Raw genomic sequence first — 26,326 nt, 5'->3', positions numbered from 1 at the left:
AACGGGCAGCTAATGCCCTCAAACGTCGAATTTGCGGGCGTTAGCTGCCAGTTCGGGCCGGGAATTCCGAGCCCAGGGTGGACAGCACGCCGAACGCCTTGGTGCGGATCTCCTCGTATTCCTCCTGGGGCGCTGAATCGGCCGTGATGGCGCCGCCCACGCCGAGACTCAGCGTCGCCGTCGGGCCGCCCCCTGCGCCGTCTCCGGCTGCGCTGTCCCCCGCTGCACGGGCCCCCGCAGTGCTGTCCGCATCCGCCGTCTGGACAACGAGCGTACGGATCGCGACTGCCAGATCCGTGGCACCGTTGAGCGAGAAGTACCCGATCGCGCCCGAATAGACCCCCCGGGGCGCTTCCTCGAGCCGGTCCAGGATGGCCATGGTGCTGATCTTCGGCGCCCCGGTCATGGAGCCGGCAGGGAAACACGCCGCCACGGCTTCGGCCCGCGGCGAACCGGGCAGGAGCTGGGCGTCGATGGTGCTCACGAGCTGGTGGACAGTGGCGTAGCTTTCGATCTCGCACAGCCGGCTGACCGTGACCGATCCGGGCTCCGCAAAGTGGCTGAGGTCGTTACGGAGCAGATCGACAATCATGATGTTCTCGGCCCGGTCCTTCAGGGAGGTGGCCAGATCGTGCCGCAGCTCCGCATCCGCTTCCGGGTCGGCGCCACGGGGGCGGGTGCCCTTGATCGGCTCGGCGCGCATGCCGCCGTCGGAGGTGATCCGCAGGAACCGCTCAGGGGACGTGCTGGCAACCGTGAGGCCGCCGAACCGCAGAAAGCTTGCGAAAGGCGCCGGATTCCTCTTCCGCAGCGCCAGGTATGTAGGCCACAGGTCCAGCCCGTCCGCGGGCACCTCCGCGGTGAGGGACGTGGTGAGGCACACCTCGTAAGAGTTTCCCTCGGCGATCTCATTCTGGGCGGCGGCGATCTTGCGCTTGTAGCTGAGCTCCGTATCGCGGCTCGTGAACACCGGGGACGGGAACGGCACGACGGCGCCGCTGCCGCCGGCTTGGGGGGCCGCGGCACCGCCGGCTTCGGCTGCCCCTGCCACGGCGTGCCGGGCGTCGGCAAGCCAGTCCGGAGCGTCGGGGGCGTCGATGGCCAGCAGCCAGGCCGTACCTTCGGCGTGGTCCAGGACCACCGCCCGCCCGGCGAAGATCAGGGCAGCGTCCGGAGTGTCGGAGGGGACGTCCGAGCCGCCGGTTTCACGCTTGAGCTCATACCCCATGTAGCCCAGCCAGCCCAGCGTGAAATCGCACGCATAGCCCTCGGGACCACGGACCGCCTTTTGCCCCCACGCCGTCTCCAGCCAGCGGAAGAAAGGCCCGGGGACTTCGGCAGTGGCGCATCCCGCGGTGATCCGGTTGGTCCCGGAATGGTGCCGCACGGACTGGCCGAAGGTGCCGCCGTCGTCCGCCAGAATGCTGAAGCGGCTGCGTTCCGCGGCGGCCGCAGCCTCCCGGTCATGTCCGCTGTGCCTGCCCTGCGGCCGGGGCGGGACAAGCGAGGAATCCAGCCAGACGGCATTCGCGGAGGTCCCGAACAGCTGCTCGAACAGGGCCGCGGGATCCGGGCGGGCCTCGATCCGCTCGGCCAGCAACCGCAGGCCGCGGCGCGCGGAGAGCTCGGGAACCAGCACGGTGGCTAGGCCCGGGAGGTAGGTGAGCGCCTGCAGCACGTCCGCCGGCGCGGTGCCATCGGCGCGGTTGCGGACCCGGACATCCGCGTGGCCGCGCACATCGTCCCAGGCGAGGAGCTCCGCTTCCTGGGCGGCCCACTGGTTCCAGTAGGGTTCATAAGTCTGGCCGTCACGCTCCAGCGCGCGGGCGCGGCGTTCGTCCTCCGGCGCGTCGGCCCAGATGACGGCGTCCAGCAGGGGCCGGGCGGCGGCCGCGGCGGCCCCCACACCTTCGACGATAACAATCTCCGCGGGCAGCGTGACCCGGACATCGCCGTCATAATGCTTTTCCCAGTCCCAGCTCACCCACGTGGCCGGCTCTCCCCGGCGCAGCGGCGACAGCACGGTGCTGACGTAGCGCTCGATGCCGGCAGCGAGCCCGTTCCAGCCGGGGTAGATGTCCTCAAGATGGAAGAGCGCCACCTTGTGGTGGGTCCTCAGCCGGGCCGCGAGTTCAATGGCCAGCGTGGTTTTGCCTGCGCCCGACCGCCCGTCGATGGCGATGATCACAGGTACGGGGGTCATGAAATAGAGCGTACCTGCTGGCTGTTCCGAAGCTTTAGCCGGGCATCTTCATCTGGGATTTCTTCCGCGATCGCCGACCGGACGAAGTCGACGATGCCGGGTACGGCTGCCTGGATCTGGTCCCAGACACTCGCGAAGTCGCTGTGGTCCCCGTACCAGGGGTCCTCGATGCCCTGGTCGAGCGGGTCCTGCGACGCCAGCGCGGGATCGAAACTGCGGAGCATCCGGATCCTGGCCCTGGTTTCACTGTCGGGGGCAGACGCCCGGAGCCAGCCGTAGTGGTCCACGTCCAGGGCCAGGATCAGGTGGCGCTCCGTGTACCACTCCGGCTGCCATTCCCGTGCGACGTGCCGGTCGGAGGCCAGGTTGTGGGCGGTCAGCTTACGCGCAGCGCGGGCGTCTATGGGCCGTCCCGCCTCGTAGGAGGTGGTTCCGGCGGAATCCACCACGACGAAGTCGGCAAGCCCCGCCGCTGCGAAGGCTTCCGCCAGCATCAGCTCCGCCATCGGGGACCGGCAGATGTTGCCGGTGCAAACCGCGATGATCCGGTAGGGGCTCGACTTTGAGGACATGTTGCTAAGCATGTCGGACGCTAACACCGCTTGGCTAGTAAGCGGTCTTATTGTTCTTAACATTTCGCCGGTCTTTCGCTGGAAGCGGTCTATTAGTGGATCAGGGCGAGCAGGATGCCCACCGCTACAAACAGGATGCCGAAGACCCTGTTCAGGATGGTCTGTCCACGGGCATTGTGGGTGAAGCGCTGGAACGACTTCGCCGCCGCGGCGAAGAAGAACCACATAACCAGGATGTCGATAACCACCACGGTGGCGGTGAGAACCAGATACTGCGGTAACAGCGGGTGTTCGGGCCGGATGAACTGCGGCATGAACGCCAGGAAGAACACGATGGCCTTGGGATTGAGCAGGTTCACCCAAAGGCCCCGCCGGAACATGGACCATGCCGGCTCGTTCCGGAGTGCGGCCGCCTTCTCCTGGTCCAGGTCCGGCTTGTGCAGGAACTGCCGGATGCCCAGATAGACGAGGTAGGCGGCGCCGGCATAACGGATGACGTTGAAAGCGACGGGCGAACCCGCCACCAGGACGCCGACGCCGAGTGCCACGATGACCACATGGGCGATCAGGGCCGCCTGCTGCCCGAGGATTCCCCAGATGGACCGCCGGAACCCCGAAGTCAGCGAGTTGCTCATAGTGTTGATGGCGCCCGCGCCGGGAGTGAAACTGATGAGGACGCCGGCACCCGCGAGGGCCAGCCATAGGGAGAACTGCACCAATCAAGTTTAGTGCCGGGATGGGTGCTGCACACACAGCAGGCCCCGGCGCGCTCATTTGCCAAAAAGGGCCGCTGCGCAGACCTGCAGGCGGCCATTTTTGGCTAACGGATGAGGTGACCCGCAGCAGAGCCTCCGGACATGCGCAGATCGGCCCGCACAATGCCCGGCCCGCACAATGCCCGGCTCGCTCGCACACGTCAGGCGCGGGCTATGACCTCGCCGTTCGGGATCAGGAACCAGCCGTCCTCGGTGGAACCCCAGCGGTGCCAGCCGGCGGAGATGCGCGTCAGGTCGGCCTCCTGCGCGAAGCCATATTCGAGGGCCTGCTCAGCGAAGGCCGAGTGCAGCACCCGCTCGCCCCACACGCGTGCCTGCCAGCGCCGTTGCTGTCCCGTGGCGTAGAGCCAGTTGCTGCTTGTGGGTGCCACGTCGGTGAAGCCGGCGGCCTGGGCCCAGGACACCAGGCGGCGCCCGGCGTCGGGTTCGGCCCCGTTCCGGCGGGCGATCCGCTGGTAGAGGTCCATCCACTCATCGAGTTCAGGAATGGCGGGATACCAGCTCATGCCGTGGAAATCTGCGTCGCGGACGGCCACGATGCCGCCGGGTTTGGCGACCCTCCGCATCTCCCGCAGGGCCTCCACCGGATCGGTCAGATGCTGGAGCACCTGGTGCGCGTGGACGACGTCGAAGGTATCGTCCTCAAAGTCGAGATCGTAGATGTTTCCGGCCACAAACTCGACGTTTTCCACGCCCCGGTCGCTGGCGAGCTCCTTGGCATGGGTGATCACGTCAGGGGAACGGTCCAGGCCGGTCACCCTTCCTGGGGCCACGAGCACGGCAAAGTCACACGTGATGCTTCCCGGCCCGCATCCCACATCCAGCACATTGACCCCCGGTGTGAGGTGGGGAATCACGAATGCCGCGGAGTTCTCCGCTGTCCGCGACGCGTGGGCCCGGACCACCGACTCGTGATGGCCGTGGGTGTATACGTCGTCTGGTTGCTGCGCACTCATAGGAAAACGCTACTCCTCCTTCGTCGATCTTCGGGGCCGTCAGTTTCGAAGTCTTCGGGCAGTACGGCGCAGACACGTTTTCCGCACGTGACGAACTCTTCCGGCATCACGTGGACTTGCTGGCCGGCGTTGCCGGATTGAATGACCGCGGCACCCTGTTGCCGCCTGCCCCGGCTGAGTAGACTGCCCGTGCGTCCGGCCGGGCGCGGCCCAATCCTCTGAAGGAGTGATCAAGCGATGACCGAAGACAGCGAGCCGAGCACCACGGGAAAGGCCCACTCCAGCTCCAGGAACCCGGCACTCGAAGGCGACAGCGGACAGTACGTCGAAGGCGACTACGGTGACGCCGGCACGGTGGCCGACGTACCTGCCGACGAGAAAGAGGGTGAATACCGCGAAGGCGACTACGGCGACGCCGGAGCCACGCAGGAGCGCGGTCCGGCCGATGATCTGAAGGATGAGCTCATCGAGGGCCAGGTCAATGCTCCTAAGAACAACGACGGCGGCCCTTCCTCCGGCGGTTAGGCGCCACGCCGAGGCAGTCCAGCCTCAGGTTCACGCAGGGCGAAACGCGGCCCGGCTGCCGCCATGGCCCCCGGCTTTCCGCCAGCTTCCGCGGATGGCCGGGGGCTATTCTCATGCTCGAGCACCCCTTGGCGGGCAAAGTTGAGCGGATCTGACTCAACTTTGGATTGACTTAAAGGTCGGGCTGAGTAAAGTTGAGTGTAGATCGCTCAAGGAGTGGGCGAGCCTGGATCCCGAGAAGCCCGATGGGCCGTCAAAGGCCGATCAGTGAAGGCGGATTCCGGCCATCCAGTTTCCAAGGAAAGAAGGAAGCAACACATGTCACGTGCAGTAGGTATCGACCTCGGAACCACCAACTCCGTCGTCTCCGTTCTCGAAGGTGGCGAGCCCACCGTTATTGCCAACGCCGAGGGCGGCCGCACCACGCCGTCCGTCGTTGCGTTCTCCAAGTCCGGCGAGGTCCTGGTCGGCGAGATCGCCAAGCGCCAGGCCGTCAACAACATTGAGCGCACCATCTCCTCCGTCAAGCGCCACATGGGCACCGACTGGAAGCACGAGATTGACGGCAAGCAGTACACGGCGCAGGAGATTTCCGCCCGCGTGCTGATGAAGCTGAAGAACGACGCCGAGTCCTACCTCGGCGAGAAGGTCACCGACGCTGTGATCACCGTTCCGGCCTACTTCAACGACGCCGAGCGCCAGGCCACCAAGGAAGCAGGCGAAATCGCCGGCCTGAACGTCCTGCGCATCGTCAACGAGCCCACGGCGGCGGCCCTGGCCTATGGCCTGGACAAGGGCAAGGAAGACGAACTCATCCTGGTCTTCGACCTCGGCGGCGGAACCTTCGACGTTTCCCTCCTTGAGGTTGGCAAGGACGAAGATGAATTCTCAACCATCCAGGTGCGCGCCACGGCCGGCGACAACCGCCTCGGCGGCGACGACTGGGACAACCGTGTCGTGGACTACCTGTTGAAGCAGCTCAAGGTCAAGGGCATCGATCTCTCCAAGGACAAGATCGCCCTGCAGCGCCTCCGCGAAGCTGCCGAGCAGGCCAAGAAGGAACTCTCCTCCTCCACCAGCACCAACGTGTCACTGCAGTACCTGTCCGTCACCCCGGACGGCCCCGTCCACTTGGACGAGCAGCTGACGCGCGCCAAGTTCCAGGACCTCACCAAGGACCTGCTGGACCGGACCAAGAAGCCGTTCCACGATGTCATTACCGAAGCCGGGATCAAACTGTCCGACATCGACCACATCGTGCTCGTGGGCGGTTCCACCCGTATGCCCGCCGTTTACGAACTGGTCAAGGAACTCGCCGGCGGCAAGGAGCCCAACAAGGGCGTCAACCCGGACGAGGTCGTGGCCGTCGGTGCAGCCCTGCAGGCAGGTGTGCTGAAGGGTGAGCGCAAGGACGTCCTCCTGATCGACGTCACCCCGCTGTCCCTGGGCATCGAAACCAAGGGCGGTGTCATGACGCACCTGATTGAGCGCAACACGGCCATCCCCACCAAGCGGTCCGAAACCTTCACCACGGCGGATGACAACCAGCCGTCCGTGGCCATCCAGGTGTTCCAGGGCGAACGCGAATTCACCCGCGACAACAAGCCGCTGGGCACGTTCGAACTGACCGGCATCGCTCCGGCCCCGCGCGGCGTCCCGCAGATCGAGGTCACCTTCGACATCGATGCCAACGGCATTGTGCACGTCTCCGCGAAGGACAAGGGCACCGGCAAGGAACAGTCCATGACCATCACCGGCGGCACCGCGCTCTCCAAGGAAGACATCGAGCGCATGGTCCGCGACGCCGAGGAGCACGCAGCCGAGGACAAGGCACGCCGCGAGGCGACCGACACCCGCAACACCGCGGAGCAGCTCGCCTACTCCGTGGACAAGCTGATCGCGGACAACAAGGACAAGCTGCCAGAAGAGGTCAAGACCGAGGTCCAGGCCGACGTCGACGCCCTCAAGAAGGCGCTCGAAGGCACCGACGACGCCGCCGTGAAGACCGCGTTTGAGAAGCTGCAGGCTTCCCAGACCAAGCTCGGCGAAGCCATTTACGCCCAGGCGGGATCGCCGAACGGTGAAACGGGTGCTGCCGGTGCCGAAGGCGCCGCTGCCGGCGGCAAGACGGGTTCTTCAGATGACGATATCGTCGACGCCGAGATCGTTGACGAAGAAGAGAAGAAGTAACCATGCCCCATCACGGTAACGAAGAGGAGCACAGCTCTTCCCGCGACCAGGGAAGCAAGCGCGACGAGCCGGTCATCCGGGACCACCGCAAGGTGGATCCGGTGACCGGGGAGGCCCGCCACCCTGCAGGTGAGAAGCACGCCGAACCGGCAGTGAACGCCTCGGCGGATTCCGACGGCGACGCCCTCGCCCAGGCTGAGGAGATCCTCAACCAGGTAGAGGTGCCGGCTGAGGAATCAGTGGCACAGGGAACCGAGGCGGCTGCTGCGGCGGAGCTGAAGAACGACCTGCTGCGCCTGCAGGCGGAGTACGTTAACTACCGCAAGCGCGTCGAACGCGACCGCGCCGTGGCAGGGGAGATGGCCGTCATCGGCGTCCTGAACTCCCTGCTTCCGGTGCTGGACGATGTGGACGCCGCCCGCCAGCACGGTGACCTTGCGGACGGCCCGTTCGCCGCGATTGCCGCCAAGCTGGAGAACGCGTTGAAGACGTACGGCCTGGTGCGCATCGATGAGACCGGTGTGGAGTTCGATCCGACGATCCACGAGGCCCTCATTCAGCAGCCCGGCGAGGACATCGAGGTTGACACCGTCAGCCAGGTGCTCCGTTCCGGCTACAAGTCAGGTGAGCGAGTTCTCCGCGCAGCACAGGTGATTGTCGCCGTACCGGCCTAGCATTACCCCTAACGAAATGGCAGTTCGCGGCAATGATTCGAAAGAACATTGGCGCGAACTGTCGTCTCGCTACACAGAGTTGAAAGGAAACGCCATTGGCTAGCCAGGACTGGGTGGACAAGGACTTCTACAAGATCCTTGGTATTGCCAAGGACGCTTCCGACGCTGACATCAAGAAGGCCTACCGGAAGCTCGCACGGCAGTACCACCCGGATACGAATTCAGGTGACGCTGCCTCGGAGAAGAGGTTCAAGGACATCTCCGAGGCGTATTCCGTGCTGTCGGACCCTGAGGAGCGCCAGCAGTATGACGCAATCCGGGCCATGGGCGGGGGAGCGCGCTTCGCGCCGCACGGTGCCGGGAGCACCGCCAACGGCGGTTTCGAGGACCTCTTCGGCGGGCTGTTCACCGGCGGGGGCGGACGCCATTCCGGTGGCTTCAGCACGGCCGGCGGCATCCCGCCTGAATTTGCCGACCTGTTCGGCGGCGGCTTCGGCGGTGCCGGCGGGCCTGCCGGTTACCAGCGGGCTCCGCAAAAGGGCGCCGACCGCACGGCGACCACCAGCATCTCCTTTGCCGGATCCATCCGCGGCACCACCATCGGCCTGCGCGAGCCGGACGGCGAAGTCATCGACGTCCGCGTTCCCGCCGGCATCAAGGACGGCCAGAAGGTCCGTGTCCGCGGCAAGGGCCAGTACGGTCCGGCGGGCAACGGCGACCTCATGGTGACGGTCAACGTCAAGCCGCACGACTTTTACACCCGTGACGGCGACAACCTCCGCATCCACGTGCCGGTGAGCTTCCCGGAAGCTGCTCTGGGCGCCGACATCGAGGTCCCCACGATCGACGGCGAGCATGTCCGGGTCCGCGTCCCCGCCGGAACGCCTTCCGGGCGCACCCTCCGGGTGAAAGGCCGCGGCGTCAAAACGTCCAAGGGCACGGGCGACCTGCTGGTGACGATCGACGTCGCCGTCCCGAAGAACCTGAGCAAGGAAGCCGAGGAGGCCGTCAAGGCGTTTGCCGCCGCCACCGCCGGCGCGGATGTCCGCGAGGGCCTGGCAGCCAGGGCCCGGCTTTAGAATCGGGCGTCAGCCGTGGATATCAACTTCGACCAGCCGATCTTCGTCATCTCGGTGGCGGCAGAGTTGGCAGACATGCATCCGCAGACCCTGCGGCAGTACGACCGGCTGGGCATCGTCAAGCCCAGCCGGGCGCCGGGGAAGTCCCGCCGGTACTCCCAGCGTGATGTGACCATGCTCCGCGAGGTGCAGCGACTCTCGCACGAGGGCGTTTCGCTCGAAGGCATCAAGCGCATCCTTGACCTGGAAAACCAGGTGGCGGCGCTGCAGCGACGCGTCAGCGAACTGACCGAGGAACTGGGCCGGCGCCGTGATTCGCTGGACTCCCGGATCTTTGCCGCCGGAGCGGCCGGCGACGTCGTCAGCCTGGCCCGTGGACAGCGCCCCCGGCCGCGCTCCCAGGCCGTGGTGGTCTGGCGGCCGCGCAGCGGGCAATAAACAGCGCAGCGGGCAGTAAACGGCGGCCCGCGGCACGGTTGCCTTCGCCTTAGCCGATGGTCCTGACCTCCAGCGACACGAGCGTCGCCTTGCCGTTCTCCGCGAAGACAGCCAGGGCACCATCCCGGGGATCCGGAAAGATCAGGTCGGTAATGGTGGCCTCGCCGTGCTGCGCGAACACCTCCACCGATGACCTGTCAACGATGATCTCCAGCGTGAGCACCCCGTCCCTCAGCCGCACCGGACAGGACTCCGCCGAGGCAAACAGCGGATGGAACCCGGTGTCGCCGGAGTGCCTGCGGTCCAGGACCAGTTCCCCGCTTGGTATGTCGTAGGCGAGCACCGTCCCGCGCGTGCGGCCATGCCCCGACCGCTCCTCTCCTTCCCCGGAGGCGGACCCCCGGAGGACAAACCCGATCCGACCCGCCGATCCGGGGCGGAACTGTGCCCGGATGATCTGGGCGCAACCGGGCGGAGCGTCCGGCAACTCCAGGCGGTCATCTGTAAGCTCCACATTGTCCAGCTGGAAAAGCGGCTCCTGCGGCGGCAGCGGGGGGAGGACAGGCCGCTGCACGAGGGTGGGTTTGCCCTCGATGGTCACTAGGCTGACGTCCCTGGCCAAGGTCATGGCCGAGCGCCACGGTGCAGTGGGGATCTGGTTGGCGTAGTCCCAGTTGTTCATCCACCCGATCATGACCCGACGGTTGTCCGGGACATTGCTAAACGAAACTGCGGCGTAGTAGTCCCGGCCCCAATCCATCCACTGATAGCGGCGAAGCGGATTTGCCTGGCCCTGGCTCCCCGTCCCTTCGTCATCCCCGGGCTCAGGGTCCAGGGCATCCGGACGGAAGCGGACGCCGTCGAACTCTCCAATGAAGTACTGGCCGCCCGATCCTCCGGCCACTGCGCCCGGGTTGATGTTTACCGTCAGAACCCACTTTGCCCTGGTCGGGTCGTTGTCCACCGGCAACGGGAAGAGGTCAGGGCATTCCCATTCACCACCGCTGGCGTGGGCGGGCCCGAACTCGCTGAGCAGCGTCCACTCCCGAAGATCGCCCGAGCCATAGAACACGACCATATTCTGACGCGCCTCCACAGCGGCCATCACCCAGTGGGAGCCGGCGGGTCCCGAATACCAAAAGACCTTCGGGTCCCGGAAGTCCGCCGAGTGCCGGGTCAAAACGGGGTTGCCGGCGTACTTGGTCCAGGTCATGCCGCGGTCCAGGCTGTAGGCCAGGGACTGGGCCTGGGTGCCGCGGTGAACGGAAGGTTCCTTGAAGGCGCTCGTGTAAACGGCCACCCACGGCGGGCATTCTGCGGATCCGAAACCGGAGGTGTTGAGGTGGTCCACCACGATGCTGCCCGAGAACACGTCCTCGCGGTCGTCGCAAGTGATCGCTATCGGGTGCTCGGTCCAGGCCAGCAGGTCGGTGGACGTGGCGTGGCCCCAGGACATGTTGCCCCACACATTGGCGTAGGGGTTGTTCTGGTAGAAGAGGTGGTAGGTGCCGTCGTCGTAGACGAGGCCGTTGGGATCGTTCAGCCATGTGTCGGCGGCCGTGTAGTGCAGGAGCGGCCGGTAGTCCGGGCCCTGGCCGGCGGCGCCGGGGGAGGGCAGCCTGGTGGTCTCGGTCATGGCAGTTCCGGGCATGCGGTAGCTGGGTATCTGTGCATCGAAGTGTTCCTTTGGTCTTGGAGGAAGGTCTTAAAGTTTTGGGGAGGCGACGGAATCCCGCACAACCAGTGGGCATTCCAGGACCGTGGCGTGGGCTGCGAACAGGCCCAGGTCGGTCTTGCCTTCAATGGCATCGATCAGGTTTTCCGTGGCCCACGCGCCCATCTCGTAGTGGGGCAAGGCCACGGTGGTGAGGGCAGGGTAGAGGTTCTCGGCGATGAGTTCCTGATTGTCGAAGCCGACCACCGAGAGTTCGTCCGGAATCCTGAGGCCCAGTTCGCCGGCGGCCCGGTACAGGCCCATGGCCATGCGGTCGTTGTAGCAGAAAACGGCCGTTGGCCGGTTCTCCGGCTGCAGCAGGCGCAGGGCTGCCTGGTAGCCACCGGGTACCTCGGAGTGTTCGGACTGGACCAGTTCGGGGTGGAACTTCAGGCTGGCATCCGACAGGATTTCCTTGAAGGCCCGTAGCCGGGAGTGCGTGGCGGGCACGTCGTCGGTGTTGTTGATCATTCCGATCCTGGTGTGGCCGGCGTCGATCAGGGTCTGGACCGCCGCGCGGGCGCCGCCCTCTTCGTCCGGTATCACCGAAACGATGCTCTGACCGACGTCCTCCGAGTCCACTAGTACGGCAGGAAGACCGGCCAGGTTCCTGGGTACCGTGAAGCGGCGGTGGTACATCGTGGCGTAGAGGACCCCGTCCACCTGGCGGTCCAACAACGCGGCCACATCGCTTTCGCGGGAAGCCTCCGACCCCGTGCTGGTGGAGTTGATGATCATGATGTTGTACCCGCGGGCCTTGGCTGTTTCCTCGGCACCCAGGATGATCCTGCCCGCGTGCGGCGTGGTGGCGATTTCCTCGCTGATGAACCCGATCATGCCCGAGCGCTGCGTCCGCAGAGCCTGAGCCAGGCGATTCGGGCCGTAGCCGAGCCGGTGGGCCGCTTCCTGGACCCGCTCGCGGGTTTCGGCCCCCACCCTGGCGTAGGCAACATCGTTGAGGACGTGGGAAACGGTGGTGACGGACACGCCTGCCGCGGCTGCTACGTCCTTGATTCCCACTGACTTGTTCATGTGCGTCTCCCACGTCCTTATGTTGATGCTGATTCTACGTTCGGGTTATTCGTCCCAGAGCCCGTGCTCCGGCCAGCGGCGCGGCGGGCCTGAGCGGGTCACTGGGCCACAAGTGCATGGGCCGCCTGGAAACCGACCGTGGGTGTGGCCCTAAAGGCATTAACAGCCCTGTCTGCGATAACTTGGGCGTCACTTCCGGAATCGAGGATCGTGTTCCGGGCTGATTCGGAATCGACCATGACGGCCGTAACGGCGAGGCCGTCCGAAGCCTCGGTCGTCAACAGAGCGTCCACCTGAGCCGAGAAGCAGGAGTCACTTGACTTGGACTGAACGTCCATCGCCACCACGTGGTTGTTGGAGACGAAGTTGCCAGCCCCCGCCGTCAGCCGGATGATGACAGGCGTGGCACCTGCCGGCCGGATGCTCTGTGAGTCGACGATCTGGGAGAAGTGGTTGCCGACGACAGAGTTGTTGCTGCCGCTGACACAGAGAAGCCCATGGAGGTCGTCCAGTCCGTTGTCGATTCCCAAGAAAGGCGTCCAGGGCTCATGGTCACGCAGGAAGTGATTCGTGGCCACGAGGTTCTCCGAACTGTTCGCCGCGAGAATCAGCATCCCGGGGTAGAACGAATGCAAACGGTTGTTGGTGACGCTTGAACGCGTGACGCCGTCCAGGTGGACGCTGCTCGCACCACGCGGGAAGACGTTGTTCGCGGTTATCAGGAGCCCGCCATGGTTCTGGGCGTAGATCGAGTGACCCTTGAAGCCTGCTCCGACCAGGTTGTCGGTGACTTTCGACGCCTGTCCCCACCCGCGCAGCTCGATGCAGCTTCCGCATTCAGCTATGAAGTTGTCGTGAACTGAAAGCGCGTCCGCGTTGTAGATAGTGAGAGCGTTCTCCAGATAGACGAACCCCATGCCGGTTACGCGGAATGAGTCGTTGGCGCTCGCCACATAGATACCGGTCTTGCCGTTGACGTAGGTGTTCTCCGGATGCATTCCCGAGCCATCCGGGTTAAAGTGCAACCCGTCGATGCAGAAGTTGGCGAACTCGACCGAGCTGATCCGCGGGCTCCCGGTTCGCTCAACGTAGAAGGCGGCTCCCTTGGATTCCTCCCCGTCTCCACCTTCGTCTCCATCGAGGGGAATGTCGACGAGAATGCGGCTCCCCCCGGGCCACAGCTCATGCAAGTCGGGCCATTCGTCTTCAGGAACGTTGAACCGGATGCTGGACGATGTAAAGCCGTGTCCCGAGCCATGGATCCTGAGGAAGCTGACGTCGATCACCACCTGCGTACGAAGGCGGTAGTCCCCGGGCGGAATGTAGATCACCGCGCCTGGCTTTCCTCCATTGTTCACATCGGTGACCGTCTGCCGGGCCTTGATGTCGGCGATGATGCTGTTGATCACTTCACCGACGTCCTCGGACGGATCGCCAACGGGCCACGTGGTCACGTCGTAGCAGTTGTTGCTGGACATAGGTTCTTCCCTTTGTGTTGTGGTTTCTCAGCCCTTGACGGCGCCGAGCGTCATGCCCGCGACGATCTTGCGCTGCAAGAGGAGCGTGAGAAGAATGACCGGGATTGAGTACACGGCGGCCAGGGCGGTCATGGATCCCCAGTCCAGCCCGAACTGGGTCTGGAAGTTTGCGATGACCACGGGCGTGGTCTGCGAACGGATGGCCGTCATGAGCAGGGCGAACAGGAACTCGTTCCAGGAGGCGAGGAAGGCGAAGATAGCGGTGACCGCCATGCCTCCTGACACCACAGGGATGACCACCCGCCACAGGGCCCCCAGCCGGCTGCAGCCGTCCACGGTCGCTGCCTCTTCCAGGTCCTGCGGCACGGCTTCGAAGAAGCTGGCCATGAGCCAGATGGACAGCGGCAGCGAAATGGTGGTGTGAGCGATCGCCAGGGCGATGGGCGTGTCGGCGAGGCCTGCTGAAGTCATCATGGAAGCCAGCGGGATGCCGATCGCAACCGGTGGAACCATCCTCGTTACGAGGGCCGCCATGATGAAAACCCTGCCGCTGGGCGTCTTGTACCGCGTGATGCCGTAAGCCGCCGGGACGGCGAGGACCAGCGACAGGACCGTGCTGATGACGGCGGTCTGTGCGCTGTTGATGAACGAGGCCAGCACGCCGCTCCGGCCGAGGGCGTTGGCGTAGTTCTCCAGCGTCCATTCCCGGGGAAGGATGGTGGGCGGCACCGCGATGGTGTCGATCGGGGTCTTGAAGGACGTGAACAGCAGGTACAGGAAGGGGAAGCCGTAGAGCACCATGGCCGCTGCCAGCAGGATCCACAGGAGGGTTCGGGTGCTTCGCTTTCCGGCCTCGAGGCCTTCGGCGTGGTGACGGCGGGGCCGGCGGTTGTTGCTGGCCGCCGTCGGAGCTGCCGGCTCAGCTGCGTTGCCCGGACCGGAAGGCACGACGCCGGTGTGCCGGGGGCGGTTGGCCACCTCACCAGCGGCCTTCCCGCCGGTTGTTCCTCCGGCGGTGTGTGTTTCGCCGATGCTCATCAGTTGTCCTTTCCTGGCCGCCAGATGGTTGCCACCGCGAAGAAGGCGACACCCAGCATGGCCAGCAGGTAGATCGTGCCCATGGCGCTGGCCAGTCCCGGATCGCCGAAGCGGATCATTGTCCGGTAGATCAGCAGGCTCATGGTTTCGGAGGCGGACTGGGGGCCGCCGTTGGTCTGGATAAGGATGGTGTCGAAGGCCCTGGCGGCATCGATTCCGCGCACCACGAGTGCCACGGCGATGACCGGTCGCAGCAGTGGGAGGATGATCCGGAACAGCAGCGTGTGGGCCTTGGCGCCGTCCAGCCGGGCCGCCTCGATCAGGTCGCCGGGGATGTTCTGGAGTCCGGCGAAGAGGACGAGGCACATGAAGGATGTGGTGAGCCAGATGTCCGGCACGGCCACCGAGTAGAGGACGATCCCGGGGTCGGAAAGCCAGCCGATCTGGTTCGGGTTCTGCAGGATGCCCGCCTGGTGCAGGAGGGTTCCGATCAGGCCGAAGTTGTCGATCATGAGGAACTTCCACAACAGGCCTGCGACGATCGGCGCGATCATCAGAGGGTAGAGGAACACGGTCCGCAGGATCTGGGACCGGCGTCCGAGCGTGGTGAACAGCAGGGCCATGCCGAGTCCCAGTGCAAATTCCAGGGTGACCACCACCAGGGTGTAGGCCAGCGTGCGCCATCCGGCGCCCGTGAAGGCCTCGGAGGCGAAGGCCCGGAAGTAGTTGTCCAGCCCGACGAAGTCCCGGGGTCCGCCGGCAATCGGCGAGATCTTGAAGAAGCTGTCCGCCACGAGGCGGAACAGGGGGAAGGCCACGAACACTGCCAGGAACAGGGCCGCCGGAGTCATGAGGTACAGGGCGAAGCGGCGATCGGAGATGCGCACGGTTTTCTCTTCCGCTGGTTGGGGCCACGGCCGGCACCTCTAGGCAGGTGCCGGCCGCGGAGTCTTACTTGAGGAGGTCCTGGATCTGCTTCTTCGCATCGGCCAGGAGGGCGGCGGAGTCGCCGCCGGCGACGGCCTTCTGCAGCATCGGAACCAGGACGGTGTCAACGATCTGCTGCCACTTGGCAGTTGCGGGCCGCGTGTCGGTGGCCTTCCCGTTGAGTGTTTCGATCAGCGGCTTGAAGCTCTCGTAGCCCGGCTTGTCCTGGTACTTCTCGAACGCCGAGATGCGGGACGCCAGGCCGAGGCTGGACTCGATTCCCATGCTGTTGTGGTCGTAGGCGCACTTGATGAACTTCTTGGCGTTGTCCGTGTTCTTGGTTGCCTTCGGGACGGACAGGTACCACGGTCCGGGAACGCCGGCCACACCTGCAGAGCCGCCGATCATGGCCGCGGCACCAACCTTGCCGGCCACCGGGGAGTCCGCGGGGATCTGGCGGTAGGCGTGGGCCCAGAATCGGGTCATGGCTGTCTTGCCCTGGTTGAACAGGTTTTGGGCCGCAGCCCAGTCCACCTGTGCCGCCCCTGGGGGAGCCGACTTCGTCATGCTGACGTAGAAGTCGAGGGCTTCCTTGTGGGCGGCGTTGTCCACGATCACGTTGTTGTTCTCGTCCAGGACCATGGCAGATCCGGCCTGCAGCACGTGGGCAAGCCATTCCGTTTCGACGCCGCCTTTGACGTCCGTGCCGTACATGCCGTCCTTGGTAAAGAACTCGGAAATGTCCTGGTACTGCTTCCAGGTGGTGGGGGCTGCCAGGGCGTAGCCGTACCGGGCCTGGAAATCGGCCTTGTTCTTGGCGTCCTCGAAGAGGTCCTTGCGGTAGAGAATGATCTCGGCGTTGGTCCAGGCGGGCATGCCGATGAAGTGCCCGTCCACGTTCGCTTCCTTGACGAGCGCGGGGAAGATGTCCTTCTTCGCTTCGTCCGTGAAGAGATCGTCTATGGGCTGGACTGCGTCCTTGAAACTCGGCAGCCAGACGGAGTCCAAGGCTGCAACGTCAAAAGAGACATTGCCGGAGGAAAATTCGCTGGAGAGCCGGTTGAACATTCCGTCATAGGGCAGTTCAACGAAGTTGACGCTGATACCGGTGTCTTTCTTGCACTGTTCTGCGACGCCGGTCAGTTCGGCGTGGCCGCCGGCCTCGACGAGGACGTTCACCGTCCCGCCGGCGCTACCCGACGTTGGCGCCGGGCCCCCTGCGCCGCAGGCGGTTGCTGCCAGAAGGACCGCGGTGGACAGGCCGCCGATGGCGGCGATCCGGGAGATCGTGGTTCGAGAGGACATCGCTGTCGACTCCCTTTCTTTTGAAGGGAAAATACGGGTTACTGGGGCTTGGAGATCTGACGATCGGTGAAAAACCGTTTTGCCAAATCGTTATGGCACGACATTAAGGCAGCCTCAGGACGTGTGTCAAGGGTCACAGCCAAAGAAAACCAGTGATTGACCGCCGGGTTCCCATGGCTAGGGTCAACACTGCGCCGCCGCGAAGAATCGATTTGGCGCTCAACCGGAAGGGACGGCTCAGGGCCGTCAGGAAAGGAGGCGCGTCTGCTGGGTGTTAGGGCGCCAGCGTCCGGACCGGGGTTCCGTCCAGGAAGGCTGTCACGTCCTCGAACGCTCCGCGGAAGAATGCCCGGTAGCTTTCCTGCGTGACATAGCCAAGGTGGGGCGTCAGGAGTGTCCTCGGGGTCTCCAGGAGCGGGTGCCCGGAGGGCAGCGGCTCCTGGTCGAAAACGTCCAGCGCGGCGCCGCGGATCCAGCCCTCATGGAGTGCAGTGACGAGTGCCTGCTGGTTCACCAGGGGCCCGCGTGCGGTGTTCACCAGAACGCCGTCGGGGCCAAGGAGCCGCAGCTCCCGTTCGCCGACTGTCCCCTCCGAACGCGCCGACAGGCGCAGGTGCAGGGACACGACGTCGGACTTCTGGAAGAGCTCATCCTTGGTGACTTTGCGCGCGCCGGCAGCGGCAGCCGTCTCGTCAGTCAGGTTCTGGCTCCAGGCCAGCACGTCCATGCCGAAGGCGCGGCCGTACGCGGCGATGCGCTGGCCGATTTTGCCCAGGCCGACGACCCCGAGCGTCTTGCCTGACAGCTCGAAGCCGACTGTCTGCTGCCACCCTCCTGCGCGCAGGGTGGTCTCTTCCGCGGAGATGTGCCGGGCGAAAGTCAGCAGCAAAGCCCAGGTCAATTCGGGAGCCGCTGTTGGTGAGCCGGCGGTGCCGCACACGGTGACGCCATGATCGGCGGCGGCCTGCAGGTCGATCGAAGCGTTGGCGGCACCGGTGGTCACCAGCAGTTTCAGCCTAGGCAACTGCTCGATGACAAAGCGGGGAAAGGGTGTGCGTTCCCGCATTGCGATAATAATGTCAAAGTCCGCCAGGGCCGCCACCACTGCGGATTCCGGGCGCAGATGGTGGCGCAGCACGGTGACGGCGACCCCTCGCTGCTCCAGCGAGCTCCACGGGGCGTAATCCTCCGCTATCCCTTGGTAGTCGTCGAGAATGGCGAGGCGGTGCTGAGTCATGGCTTTAAGCTATCGGACGACGCTAAGTCAGCGGACCGCGCGGGCGGTCAGGACCTGCGCGGCTGGCTGGAGACCCGGGGACGGCCCGCGCCGGCTTTGTGCCTCCGGGCGCGGCGGAAGAGCGTCGCGCCGTCGCCCTGCAGAAACAGTGCACGGCCCTGTCCGCCATCCCGGATGACCCAGATGACGCTGCCGTCCGGAGCCCGCATGTCGATCCGGCCCGCGGCGACGGCGCGCCCCTGGTGGTGGATTTCGACCTTGTCGCCGGGGGAGAGCGTTGCCCAGTTGATTACGGGCTCCGGGGTCAGCCTTCCCGGGACGGCGCGTGCATCGGGGGAGCAAGCAGTCATGATGGTCCTTTCAACGTGCGGATGGTGGCAGGCCGGGGGTCCGGGTTCCCAACGGATCCGGCCCCCGGCCTGCGGCGTATTGGATTGGTGCTGTGACTAGGTGCCCGCCTTGACGGCCAACACGGGGCAGGATGCTTCGAGCAGGATCTGCTGTGCCGTGCTGCCCATGATCAGCTTCCCCACGGGAGTGCGCTTCCGCAGGCCGATGACGATCAGTTCCGCCTGGTGTTCGTCCGCGGCCTCCAGCACTTCGTTGGCCGCGTCGTTCCCGCGGACCGGCTGGAGGACGACGTGCTCAATGCCCTCTTTCTCCAGCCGCTGGGTGACCGCCGTGAGGTCCTCGGCCTGGACATACCGTTTGTCGACCAGCGCGTCGCCGCGGGAGGAGTTAACGATGACGAGCCGGCTCTGGTTTTTCCGGGCCTCACTGATCGCCCGGCTCAGGGCGGCTGCCCCCTCAGGCGTGGGAACGTAGCCGACGATGATGCTCACTTTTTCTCCTGTCCGTGGTTGGCATGGGTGACCTTGGATGCGTCGGCGTCTTTCCGTCCGTCGGTGAGAACATCTTGGCCGTCGCGTCCCGCCGGGGATCCGGCCGCCGTCGGGCTTTCCTTTGCGGAGGCATCCTGCACCGGGCTTCCGGGCACCGGGCTGGCGGGCACCGGACCGTCAGCCGTGGGACCCACCGCCGCCACGCGGGCGGGGCGGGCGCGCCGCCACATCTTGAACAGGAACGGCCAGAGGAGCACGAGCGCCACGATGATGTAGACGACGACGGCGATCGGTTCGCTCCAGAGACCGGAGACGTCACCGGCACTCAGCTGCAGCGTCTGCCGGAGCTGTTTTTCAAGGCGCGGTCCGAGGATCACGCCGAGGATGAGCGGCAGGACCGGCAGCCCGTAGCGACGCATCAGGAAGCCCAGTGCTCCCAGGACCAGCAGGATGGCCAGGTCGAACGCCTGCAGGTTCACCGAGTAGGCGCCGAGCGTGGCGAAGAAGAGGATGCCGGCGTACAGGTAGGGGCGCGGCAGCCGGAGCAGCTTCGCCCAGACCGGGGCCAGGGGGAGGTTGACCAGCAGCAGCAGGAAGTTGCCGATAAACAGGCTGGCGATCAGCGCCCAGACCAGCGGGCCTTCGTTTTCGAACAGAAGCGGTCCGGGCTGGATGCCGAACTGCACGAACGCAGCGAGCATGACGGCGGCCGTGGCGTTCGTCGGCAGGCCGAGGGCCAGCATCGGAGTCAGGGTACCGGCCGCGGCGGCGTTGTTGGCAGCCTCCGGCCCGGCGACGCCTTCGATGGCGCCCTTGCCGAACTCCTCGGGGTGCTTGGTCAGCCGCTTTTCTGTCACATAGGAGAGGAACGTGGGGATCTCGGCGCCGCCCGCGGGCAGTGCCCCGAACGGGAACCCGAAGGCCGTGCCGCGCAGCCACGGCTTCCAGGACCGCTTCCACTCCTGCTTGCCCATCCAGGGGGTGCCGACCGGGATGATCTGCAGCGGCGTGCGGCGCAGGTGCGCCGCCACCCAAAGGGCTTCTCCAACGGCGAAGATCGCCACTGCGACCACGACGACGTCCAGGCCGTCAGCGAGCAGCGGCAGCCCGAAGGTGAGGCGGGCCTGGCCGGAGACGATGTCGAGGCCGACGAGGCCGATCGCGAGGCCCAGTCCCAGGGACGCGAAACCGCGCAGCCGGGATGAGCCCAGGACGGCGGTGACGGCCAGCAGGGCCAGGACCATGATGGCGAAGTAGCTCGGCGAGCCAAGGCTCACGGCGAACTGGACGACGATCGGTGCGAAGACTACAAGGAGTGTGGTGCCGATGGTGCCGGCGACGAACGAGCCGATGGCCGCCGTCGCCAGTGCCTGGGCGGCTTTGCCTGCCTTGGCCATCATGTTGCCCTCGATCGCGGTGATCACCGAGGACGATTCGCCGGGAGTGTTGAGCAGGATGGAGGTGGTGGAACCGCCGAACATGCCGCCGTAGTAGATGCCTGCGAACATAATGAACGCGCTCGTTGGTTCAAGGACGGTGGCCACCGGGAGCAGCAGCGCAACGGTCATTGCCGGGCCGATGCCGGGCAGCACGCCGACGGCGGTGCCCAGGATGACGCCAATCAGGGCGTACAGGAGGTTCATGGGGGTCAGCGCCGTGGCGAACCCGTCCATGAGTGAGGACAGGATGTCCATCTAGAGAATCCCTTCAAGGAGCCCGGCGGGAAGGGCGATGCCCAGGCCGGAGTAGAAGCCGTAGAAGGTCAGGAGCGCCAGAACGAGGGAGATCAGTCCGTCGCGGACGTAGTGGCGGCTTCCCAGCGCCCAGACACTGCCCCAGAACAGCACGGTTCCGGAGATGACCCAGCCGGCCCAGTCGATCAGCAGGATGTTGGCGATGAAGGCGGCAGCAAGCGGGAGGACGGTCTTCCAGTCGCTCGGGTGGCTCAGATCGACGTCCTCGCCGGACTCGGCGTCGCCGTGGCCGCCGCGCAAAACGTTGACTGCCAGCAGCACGGCGCAGACGAGCAGGAGTGCTCCCACGATCATGGGCAGGGCTTTGGGGCCTACCGGGTCCGACTGGGAGTACGGCACAACCAGGCGCGCTGCGTCGATGAGGACCAGGGCGCCGACCACTCCGAGCAGGGCTGCGATGCCCAGCTCGGAGCGGCCTTTGAGGCGGGAGGCCAGGGAGGTCACGCCAGGCCGAGCTTCGTCAGAACGTCTGCCACGCGCTTGTCCTGGTCGGTGAGGAAGGTCTTGAATTCATCACCGGTGATGAAGGCGTCGGTCCAGCCGTTGCTCTTCAATGCTGCCTTCCAGGACTCTGAGGCGTGCATCTTCTCCAGCGCAGCGATCAGTGCGTCGCGGTCAGCGTCGCTGATGCCGGGAGGAGCCACGATGCCGCGCCAGTTGCTGAAGACCAGGTCGATGTTGGATTCCTTCAGGGTGGGGGCGTCCACGCCTTCCAGCCGGTTCTCACCGCTCGTTGCCAGCACGCGGATGGATCCGGACTTGATCTGCTGCATGAATTCGCCCGCTCCGGAGGCCGCAAAGCCGAGCTTGTTGCCGAGGATGGCAGGCAGCAGGTCCCCGCCGCCGTCGTAGGAGACAAAGTTGACCTTGGTCGCGTCGATGCCCACGGCACCAGCCAGCTGCATGGGCAGGAGGTGGTCCGGGCCGCCGGGCGAGGAGCCGCCGCCGACGCTGACCTTGGACGGGTCCTTCTTCCATGCGGCCATAAGGTCATCGATGGTCTTGTACGGGGAGTCCTTGGAAACCATGATGGCGCCCGGCTCTTCGATGAGCTTCGCCAGCGGTGTGGTCGCGGTCAGCTTCGACTCGGACTTGTTGGTGTAGCTCGCACCGACGACGCCGAGGCCCATGAGCATTGCCAGGTCGCCGTTGCCCTTTTCGTTGACCACGCGGGCAAGGCCGACGGTGCCGCCGGCACCGGCCAGGTTGAAGACCTCGGGGTTGGTGGCGAGCTTCTCGTCTTCGAGTACCTGTGCCGCGACGCGGGCCGTGGTGTCGTAGCCGCCGCCGGCGGTGTTGGGCACCATGATGCGCAGCCCGGTGAGGGGTGCGGTGCTTGCTCCGGTGGTGGTGCCGGCGTCAGTCTTGCCTGTAGCCCCGCAGCCGGTGGCCACCAGTGCAATGCCTGCCGCAACTGCTGCTACCCGCAAAGCGCTGAATCCGCGCATGTTGTTCCTCTTCTCGTTGATCCGATTGATCGGTGTTCTCCGATGCTAGGACTAAAGTGATGCGAATCACGCTTGTGTAACCAGAAAAAGTTAAGTTCATTGCGTTCACGTTTCCGCAGGCCAACGCGGGGCAGCCGGGTCGGCGCGGTGCCTCAGGGGAGCGCGTACACACGGCGCGCATTCTCGTGTGCGATGAGTCGCACGATCCTCCGGGCGTCCGCTTCTGACCAGTCGTCGTCGTCGATCCATGCGCCGACAACCTTGGTGACTGCGTTGCGCCACAGCCTTGCTCCCAGGTAGTGAAGTTCGGCCGGACCGAAAGCGTCGGAGGAGTAGAGGATTTTGGTGAACGGAGCCAGTTCGAATGAGCGCGCCACCAGGTCCCGGCTCCGTGACCCTGTGAAGTTCACGGCAAGGCCCACGTCGATGTAGACGTTTTCAAAGGCGTGGGCCAAATAGCCGGCCTCACGCTCGAACGGATAGCAGTGGAGCAGCATGATCGGTGTTTCCCGGACTCCGGTGGACCTGAGGAAGTCCAGGAGGTACAGGGGATTGGTTTTGTGGAGGTCCAGGTCGCGGTCGCCGAATCCGACGTGGAATTGCAGCGGAAGCTTCATCGACACCGCGGTATGGATCCCATGGGCGATGAGTGTCATGTCCGTGAGCTTCGAAGTCGTTCCGGAGGCCAGGTTCTCCTGCCAGCGGCGGGCTGCTTCAGTGACCGCACCCGGGGTCGGTCGGCCCAGATTTCGGTCGAATCCTGCACGGTAGGCGAGAACTGTTTTGAAGCCCACGGCGTTGAGGGCGAGGTTGTGCAGCCGCTGACCGAACTCTTCGGCGTAGTCTGCCGGATTGGCAAGCTTCTGGATCAGCTGCTCGGCGACAACTTCCAGTCGAACGATCTCGTGGGTTCGCCCACCGGAGACGTCGGCCATGGCCGCCAGGCCGAGGTAGTCGGCGCTGTCCAATCCTGTATCGATCAGCCAGTCGCTCACCCCGGCAGCGCGGGTCATGCGCAGGCTGATCTCGAGTTCTGAAAGCTCGGAGCGCCTGCGCCAGTATTCCGCCGCTGAGGCGTGCCGCGGTAAATCAAGAATGCCGCTGCACCAGCGCCGGATGGCGAGCCCGAGCTGCGTGTTGTAGGTGTCCCCTGGGTTGATCAGGGGTTCGGTGTTCCCTTCGTTGAGTGAGTTCTGAAAGCGTGCCTCGCCGCCGTCGGTGTGAAACGCGCCATGCACGTGGTGATCGATAAGCCTGACTTGTTCTACGAAGTCCGGGAAGGCATTGCCCGCCATTAGATCGACCAGGCCAGCCGAAAGCGCTCGGCAAGCTCGTCAGACGTGAGTTCCGCGGAGGTCTGCTGTTCGTAACGCCGGACTGCCACCGTGGCATCGACGATGGCGTCTCCGAGCAGCGTACGTGCGAGACGTGACTTGTCCAGTGTGTCGATGATGGCGGCGGGGGAGTCGGAGAGCAGGCGGACGTTGGCCCGCTGCCGTTCGTCTTCCGAAAGCCTTCCCGGGTCACCCGGGATCTCTGCCGGAAGTTGGCACCCGCTGCGAATGCCGTCAAGGGCGAGTGCAAGGATGGCTGCGGAGGCCACGTACACATTTGCCGACGGGTCGACGATTTTCACCTCGACGTTGGCTCCGTGCGGGTTGCTCTGGCCCTCGTTCAGAAAGCGCACCGAGGCTTCCCGGTTTTCCAGGCCCCAGCACAAGTAGGCGCCCGACCACGTGCCGGGTGCCAACCGGCTTCCGGACAAAATGGATCCGGTGAGGAATCCCTGGACCTCGGGGAGTCCTGCGATTATTCCTCCGATGGCCGAGCCTCCCTCGCCGGAGATGCCGTGCGGTCCGCTGCCGCCGGAGAACAACGGCAGGCCGTTCTTGTGGAGCGAAAAGTGCTGGTGGGCACCGTTTCCGACGGTGCCGGGAAAGGGCGAGGGGGAGAACGAGGCTTGCATGCTGTGGGCCCTGGTGACGATGCCAACGATGATCCTGGCAAGGACCACGGTGTCCGCGGCCTGAACGGGTGGGGCAGGGGGAAGGGAAAACTCGAACTGGTTTCTGCCGTACTCGGCGTGGACCTGCTCCACGGGAATGCCGGCCTGGTTCATGGGCGTCAGCAGATCATCGAGGAATTCCGAACGGTCCAGAAGGCCGGTTGCCCCATACGGAACCCAGTGAGTGCTTTGCAGTGCTGAGCCATCCGGGGAGATGAGGAAGAATTCAAGCTCGTGGCCCACGAGTGCCTGGTATCCGGCTGCATCGAGACGGCTGTCGACGTCGGCCAGAAGGCCGCGAGCGCAGGCCGGAGAGCGGGTTCCGTCCTGTTCGAACAGGCTGGCCGGTGCCCACGCCCGTCCACCCTGCAGGACGCGGAGTCCCGCAACATCGATCTTGAGGCGCATATCGCCAACGGTGGTGATGCTGTCCGTGAACGCTATCCCCCCGTCAATCGTGAAGACATGCCAGACAGGGGCAGCACCCATTCCGGATTGCTGGAAGGTTCCCAGCCTGGCCAACGGAACGCTCTTGGCCAGCGTGATGCCCGCAGCGTTCACCATCGTGCCGGTCACACTGCGGACTCCGGCCGCCTGGAGTTCGCGCTGGGCCCTGGCTGCGGCGGATTCGTCGGCCGATGCGAGGTGAGTCATGCGCCTATCATGCGGCCCGTTTCGGTCCAATAAAAGGTTTAGGAATGTGCCGAATTTTGGCTGACGACGCATCGACCAGCCAAGGCGTGAACTGCTCTACCCCGACCGGATCAGCGCGTCACCCTCCGCCTTCCGGCCAGGGCTTCCGCCGTACCGATCAGGAGAACCGCGGCTATTACGGCAACGATGAAGCCCAGGAAGTTTAACTCGAAGATGTTTCCCGTGCCCAGCAGGCTCGCGATGACGCCCCCAATAACAGAGCCCGCAAGTCCCAGCAGCAAGGTGGCGAGCAGCCCCAGGTTCTGCTTCCCGGGCTTGATCAGGCGCGCCAGGGCGCCTATGACGAGTCCTGCGATGATGAATCCAATCATGGCTAATGCTCCTTATCTAGGGTTGAAACCACTCCATTCGAACAGTAAGCAGGATTACTAGTAGATAGTACGCGGGCGTGTTGGTTGCCGCGCAAGCCGCCGGGCGGGCGAGGAACACCGGTGCCATGAAAATTACTAAGTATGCTTGCCAAATAGTTACTAAGCATGCTTATGGTAGTGGAGCGCCATGTCCTGCAGGGAGGCATAGCTACCCCAAATACCCCATCCAAGGAGACATTATGCTCGCCAAGGAACACATCGACGATCTACTCAACCGCAATGGAAACGTCCTGTCCGCCGACGGTGACAAGATCGGATCCGTTGGCCAGGTCTACGCGGACGACGCCGACGGCCAGCCCACGTGGGTCACGGTCAAGACAGGCCTTTTTGGGACGTCCGAATCCTTCGTCCCGCTCGAAGGTGCCCGTCTCGAAGGCGCTGACGTCGTGGTCCCGTACACCAAGGACCAGGTCAAGGACGCACCCAGGGTGGATACCAACGGCCACCTGGACCCTTCGGAGGAGGACCGTCTTTACGACCACTACGGTCTCGCCGGCGCCGGCCGGGCCTACACCGATACGGCCGCTGCCCGGGATGGAAACCTTGACCGGGCGCAGACGGACAGCGGGTTCGCTGCCACCGGCGGTTTCAGCGCCGCTGATGCAAACGACACCGTGGGCCGTGACACGTCGGGACCGACCACGGATGACGCCATGACGCGGTCCGAGGAGCGCCTGAACGTCGGCACCGAGAAACAGGCGACGGGACGGGCGCGGCTGCGGAAGTACGTCACCACCGAGAACGTCACCCGGACCGTCCCGGTGCAGCGTGAAGAAGTGCGGATCGAACGTGAACCCATCACGGACGCCAACCGCGGGGCAGCCCTGTCGGGGCCGGACCTCAGCGACGAGGAGCACGAGGTAACCCTCCATGAGGAGCGGCCCGTCGTTGAAAAGGAGACCGTCCCGGTCGAACGGGTCCGGCTCGATACCGAAACTGTCACTGACGAGGTGACGGTCGATGAGGAAGTCCGCAAGGAACGTATTGAAACCGACGGTGTAGACGACACCCGCCGGTAGTGGTGTGACAAGTGGACAGGTCAGGGCCA

The 26,326-nt window shown here is 65.0% G+C and carries 25 protein-coding genes; 6 read left to right on the top strand and 19 right to left on the bottom strand.

Going from position 1 to position 26,326, the window contains the following annotated elements:
- Window positions 1-40: 40 nt before the first annotated feature.
- The 4 genes from ACIP90_RS14685 to ACIP90_RS14670 form a co-directional block, all read right to left on the bottom strand.
- Window positions 41-2,203: a chorismate-binding protein gene (locus tag ACIP90_RS14685; protein WP_400580149.1), complete on the bottom strand. Its 2,163-nt coding sequence runs from the start codon at window positions 2,201-2,203 to the stop codon at window positions 41-43.
- A complete protein-coding gene (locus ACIP90_RS14680; RefSeq protein ID WP_400580203.1) occupies window positions 2,200-2,775 on the bottom strand; it encodes a low molecular weight protein-tyrosine-phosphatase in 576 nt (191 codons plus the stop codon). The genes ACIP90_RS14685 and ACIP90_RS14680 overlap by 4 nt, the downstream gene beginning before the upstream one ends.
- A gap of 92 nt (window positions 2,776-2,867) precedes the next feature.
- Window positions 2,868-3,491, bottom strand: coding sequence for a LysE family transporter (locus tag ACIP90_RS14675; protein ID WP_400580148.1), 624 nt, complete (start codon window positions 3,489-3,491; stop codon window positions 2,868-2,870).
- Window positions 3,492-3,691: 200 nt separating this feature from the next.
- Window positions 3,692-4,507, bottom strand: a complete 816-nt coding sequence (locus ACIP90_RS14670) for a class I SAM-dependent methyltransferase (protein WP_400580147.1) — start codon at window positions 4,505-4,507, stop codon at window positions 3,692-3,694.
- Between the two features lie 237 nt (window positions 4,508-4,744).
- Here ACIP90_RS14670 and ACIP90_RS14665 point away from each other — a divergent pair, with 237 nt between their 5' ends.
- The 5 genes from ACIP90_RS14665 to ACIP90_RS14645 all read left to right on the top strand — a co-directional run bounded on the left by ACIP90_RS14665 (window position 4,745) and on the right by ACIP90_RS14645 (window position 9,413).
- A complete protein-coding gene (locus tag ACIP90_RS14665) occupies window positions 4,745-5,032 on the top strand; it encodes a hypothetical protein (protein WP_400580146.1) in 288 nt (95 codons plus the stop codon).
- A 318-nt stretch (window positions 5,033-5,350) separates the two neighbouring features.
- Window positions 5,351-7,222 carry a molecular chaperone DnaK gene (gene dnaK / locus ACIP90_RS14660; protein ID WP_400580145.1) on the top strand — a complete coding sequence of 624 codons (1,872 nt, stop codon included), beginning with the start codon at window positions 5,351-5,353 and terminating at the stop codon, window positions 7,220-7,222.
- A gap of 2 nt (window positions 7,223-7,224) precedes the next feature.
- On the top strand, window positions 7,225-7,896 hold the full coding sequence (locus tag ACIP90_RS14655; protein ID WP_400580144.1) for a nucleotide exchange factor GrpE: 672 nt from the start codon (window positions 7,225-7,227) through the stop codon (window positions 7,894-7,896).
- A gap of 95 nt (window positions 7,897-7,991) precedes the next feature.
- Window positions 7,992-8,975 (top strand): DnaJ C-terminal domain-containing protein, encoded by a 984-nt coding sequence (locus tag ACIP90_RS14650; protein WP_400580143.1) that lies wholly within the window; start codon window positions 7,992-7,994, stop codon window positions 8,973-8,975.
- Window positions 8,976-8,990: 15 nt separating this feature from the next.
- A complete protein-coding gene (locus ACIP90_RS14645; RefSeq protein WP_400580142.1) occupies window positions 8,991-9,413 on the top strand; it encodes a heat shock protein transcriptional repressor HspR in 423 nt (140 codons plus the stop codon).
- A gap of 49 nt (window positions 9,414-9,462) precedes the next feature.
- Here the strand turns inward: ACIP90_RS14645 and ACIP90_RS14640 are convergent, their stop codons facing one another.
- From ACIP90_RS14640 to ACIP90_RS14570, 15 genes are all read right to left on the bottom strand, one after another.
- Window positions 9,463-11,049, bottom strand: coding sequence for a glycoside hydrolase family 32 protein (locus ACIP90_RS14640; RefSeq protein WP_400580141.1), 1,587 nt, complete (start codon window positions 11,047-11,049; stop codon window positions 9,463-9,465).
- Between the two features lie 69 nt (window positions 11,050-11,118).
- Window positions 11,119-12,159, bottom strand: coding sequence for a LacI family DNA-binding transcriptional regulator (locus ACIP90_RS14635; protein ID WP_400580140.1), 1,041 nt, complete (start codon window positions 12,157-12,159; stop codon window positions 11,119-11,121).
- A 98-nt stretch (window positions 12,160-12,257) separates the two neighbouring features.
- Window positions 12,258-13,637 carry a right-handed parallel beta-helix repeat-containing protein gene (locus tag ACIP90_RS14630; RefSeq protein WP_400580139.1) on the bottom strand — a complete coding sequence of 460 codons (1,380 nt, stop codon included), beginning with the start codon at window positions 13,635-13,637 and terminating at the stop codon, window positions 12,258-12,260.
- A 27-nt stretch (window positions 13,638-13,664) separates the two neighbouring features.
- Window positions 13,665-14,675 (bottom strand): carbohydrate ABC transporter permease, encoded by a 1,011-nt coding sequence (locus tag ACIP90_RS14625; RefSeq protein ID WP_400580138.1) that lies wholly within the window; start codon window positions 14,673-14,675, stop codon window positions 13,665-13,667.
- Window positions 14,675-15,562 (bottom strand): carbohydrate ABC transporter permease, encoded by an 888-nt coding sequence (locus tag ACIP90_RS14620; RefSeq protein ID WP_400580137.1) that lies wholly within the window; start codon window positions 15,560-15,562, stop codon window positions 14,675-14,677. Before ACIP90_RS14620 ends, ACIP90_RS14625 begins: the two co-directional genes overlap by 1 nt.
- A gap of 64 nt (window positions 15,563-15,626) precedes the next feature.
- Window positions 15,627-16,907, bottom strand: coding sequence for an ABC transporter substrate-binding protein (locus tag ACIP90_RS14615; protein ID WP_400580136.1), 1,281 nt, complete (start codon window positions 16,905-16,907; stop codon window positions 15,627-15,629).
- Between the two features lie 274 nt (window positions 16,908-17,181).
- Window positions 17,182-18,144, bottom strand: coding sequence for a D-2-hydroxyacid dehydrogenase family protein (locus tag ACIP90_RS14610; protein ID WP_400580135.1), 963 nt, complete (start codon window positions 18,142-18,144; stop codon window positions 17,182-17,184).
- A 47-nt stretch (window positions 18,145-18,191) separates the two neighbouring features.
- On the bottom strand, window positions 18,192-18,494 hold the full coding sequence (locus ACIP90_RS14605; protein ID WP_400580134.1) for a hypothetical protein: 303 nt from the start codon (window positions 18,492-18,494) through the stop codon (window positions 18,192-18,194).
- A gap of 96 nt (window positions 18,495-18,590) precedes the next feature.
- On the bottom strand, window positions 18,591-18,986 hold the full coding sequence (locus ACIP90_RS14600; protein WP_400580133.1) for a universal stress protein: 396 nt from the start codon (window positions 18,984-18,986) through the stop codon (window positions 18,591-18,593).
- Window positions 18,983-20,680, bottom strand: coding sequence for a tripartite tricarboxylate transporter permease (locus ACIP90_RS14595; RefSeq protein ID WP_400580132.1), 1,698 nt, complete (start codon window positions 20,678-20,680; stop codon window positions 18,983-18,985). The genes ACIP90_RS14600 and ACIP90_RS14595 overlap by 4 nt, the downstream gene beginning before the upstream one ends.
- The gene (locus tag ACIP90_RS14590; RefSeq protein WP_400580131.1) at window positions 20,681-21,184 is read right to left on the bottom strand and encodes a tripartite tricarboxylate transporter TctB family protein; all 504 of its coding nucleotides are present in this window, start codon (window positions 21,182-21,184) and stop codon (window positions 20,681-20,683) included.
- Window positions 21,181-22,188: a Bug family tripartite tricarboxylate transporter substrate binding protein gene (locus ACIP90_RS14585; protein WP_400580130.1), complete on the bottom strand. Its 1,008-nt coding sequence runs from the start codon at window positions 22,186-22,188 to the stop codon at window positions 21,181-21,183. The genes ACIP90_RS14590 and ACIP90_RS14585 overlap by 4 nt, the downstream gene beginning before the upstream one ends.
- A gap of 152 nt (window positions 22,189-22,340) precedes the next feature.
- Window positions 22,341-23,426, bottom strand: a complete 1,086-nt coding sequence (locus ACIP90_RS14580) for an amidohydrolase family protein (RefSeq protein WP_400580129.1) — start codon at window positions 23,424-23,426, stop codon at window positions 22,341-22,343.
- 56 nt (window positions 23,427-23,482) lie between these two features.
- On the bottom strand, window positions 23,483-24,847 hold the full coding sequence (locus tag ACIP90_RS14575; protein WP_400580128.1) for a glutamine synthetase: 1,365 nt from the start codon (window positions 24,845-24,847) through the stop codon (window positions 23,483-23,485).
- A gap of 110 nt (window positions 24,848-24,957) precedes the next feature.
- Entirely contained in the window at window positions 24,958-25,218 is a 261-nt protein-coding gene (locus ACIP90_RS14570) for a GlsB/YeaQ/YmgE family stress response membrane protein (protein ID WP_400580127.1), read from the bottom strand.
- 239 nt (window positions 25,219-25,457) lie between these two features.
- Between ACIP90_RS14570 and ACIP90_RS14565 the strand changes: the two genes are divergently transcribed.
- The gene (locus ACIP90_RS14565) at window positions 25,458-26,297 is read left to right on the top strand and encodes a DUF2382 domain-containing protein (protein ID WP_400580126.1); all 840 of its coding nucleotides are present in this window, start codon (window positions 25,458-25,460) and stop codon (window positions 26,295-26,297) included.
- Window positions 26,298-26,326: the final 29 nt, after the last annotated feature.

Origin of the sequence: Arthrobacter sp. NPDC093139 (genome assembly GCF_044754165.1) — a bacterium.
Lineage (GTDB): Bacteria > Actinomycetota > Actinomycetes > Actinomycetales > Micrococcaceae > Arthrobacter.
The sequence above is the reverse complement of the archived record's forward strand: the minus strand, read 5'-3'. Positions and strand labels throughout refer to the sequence as shown.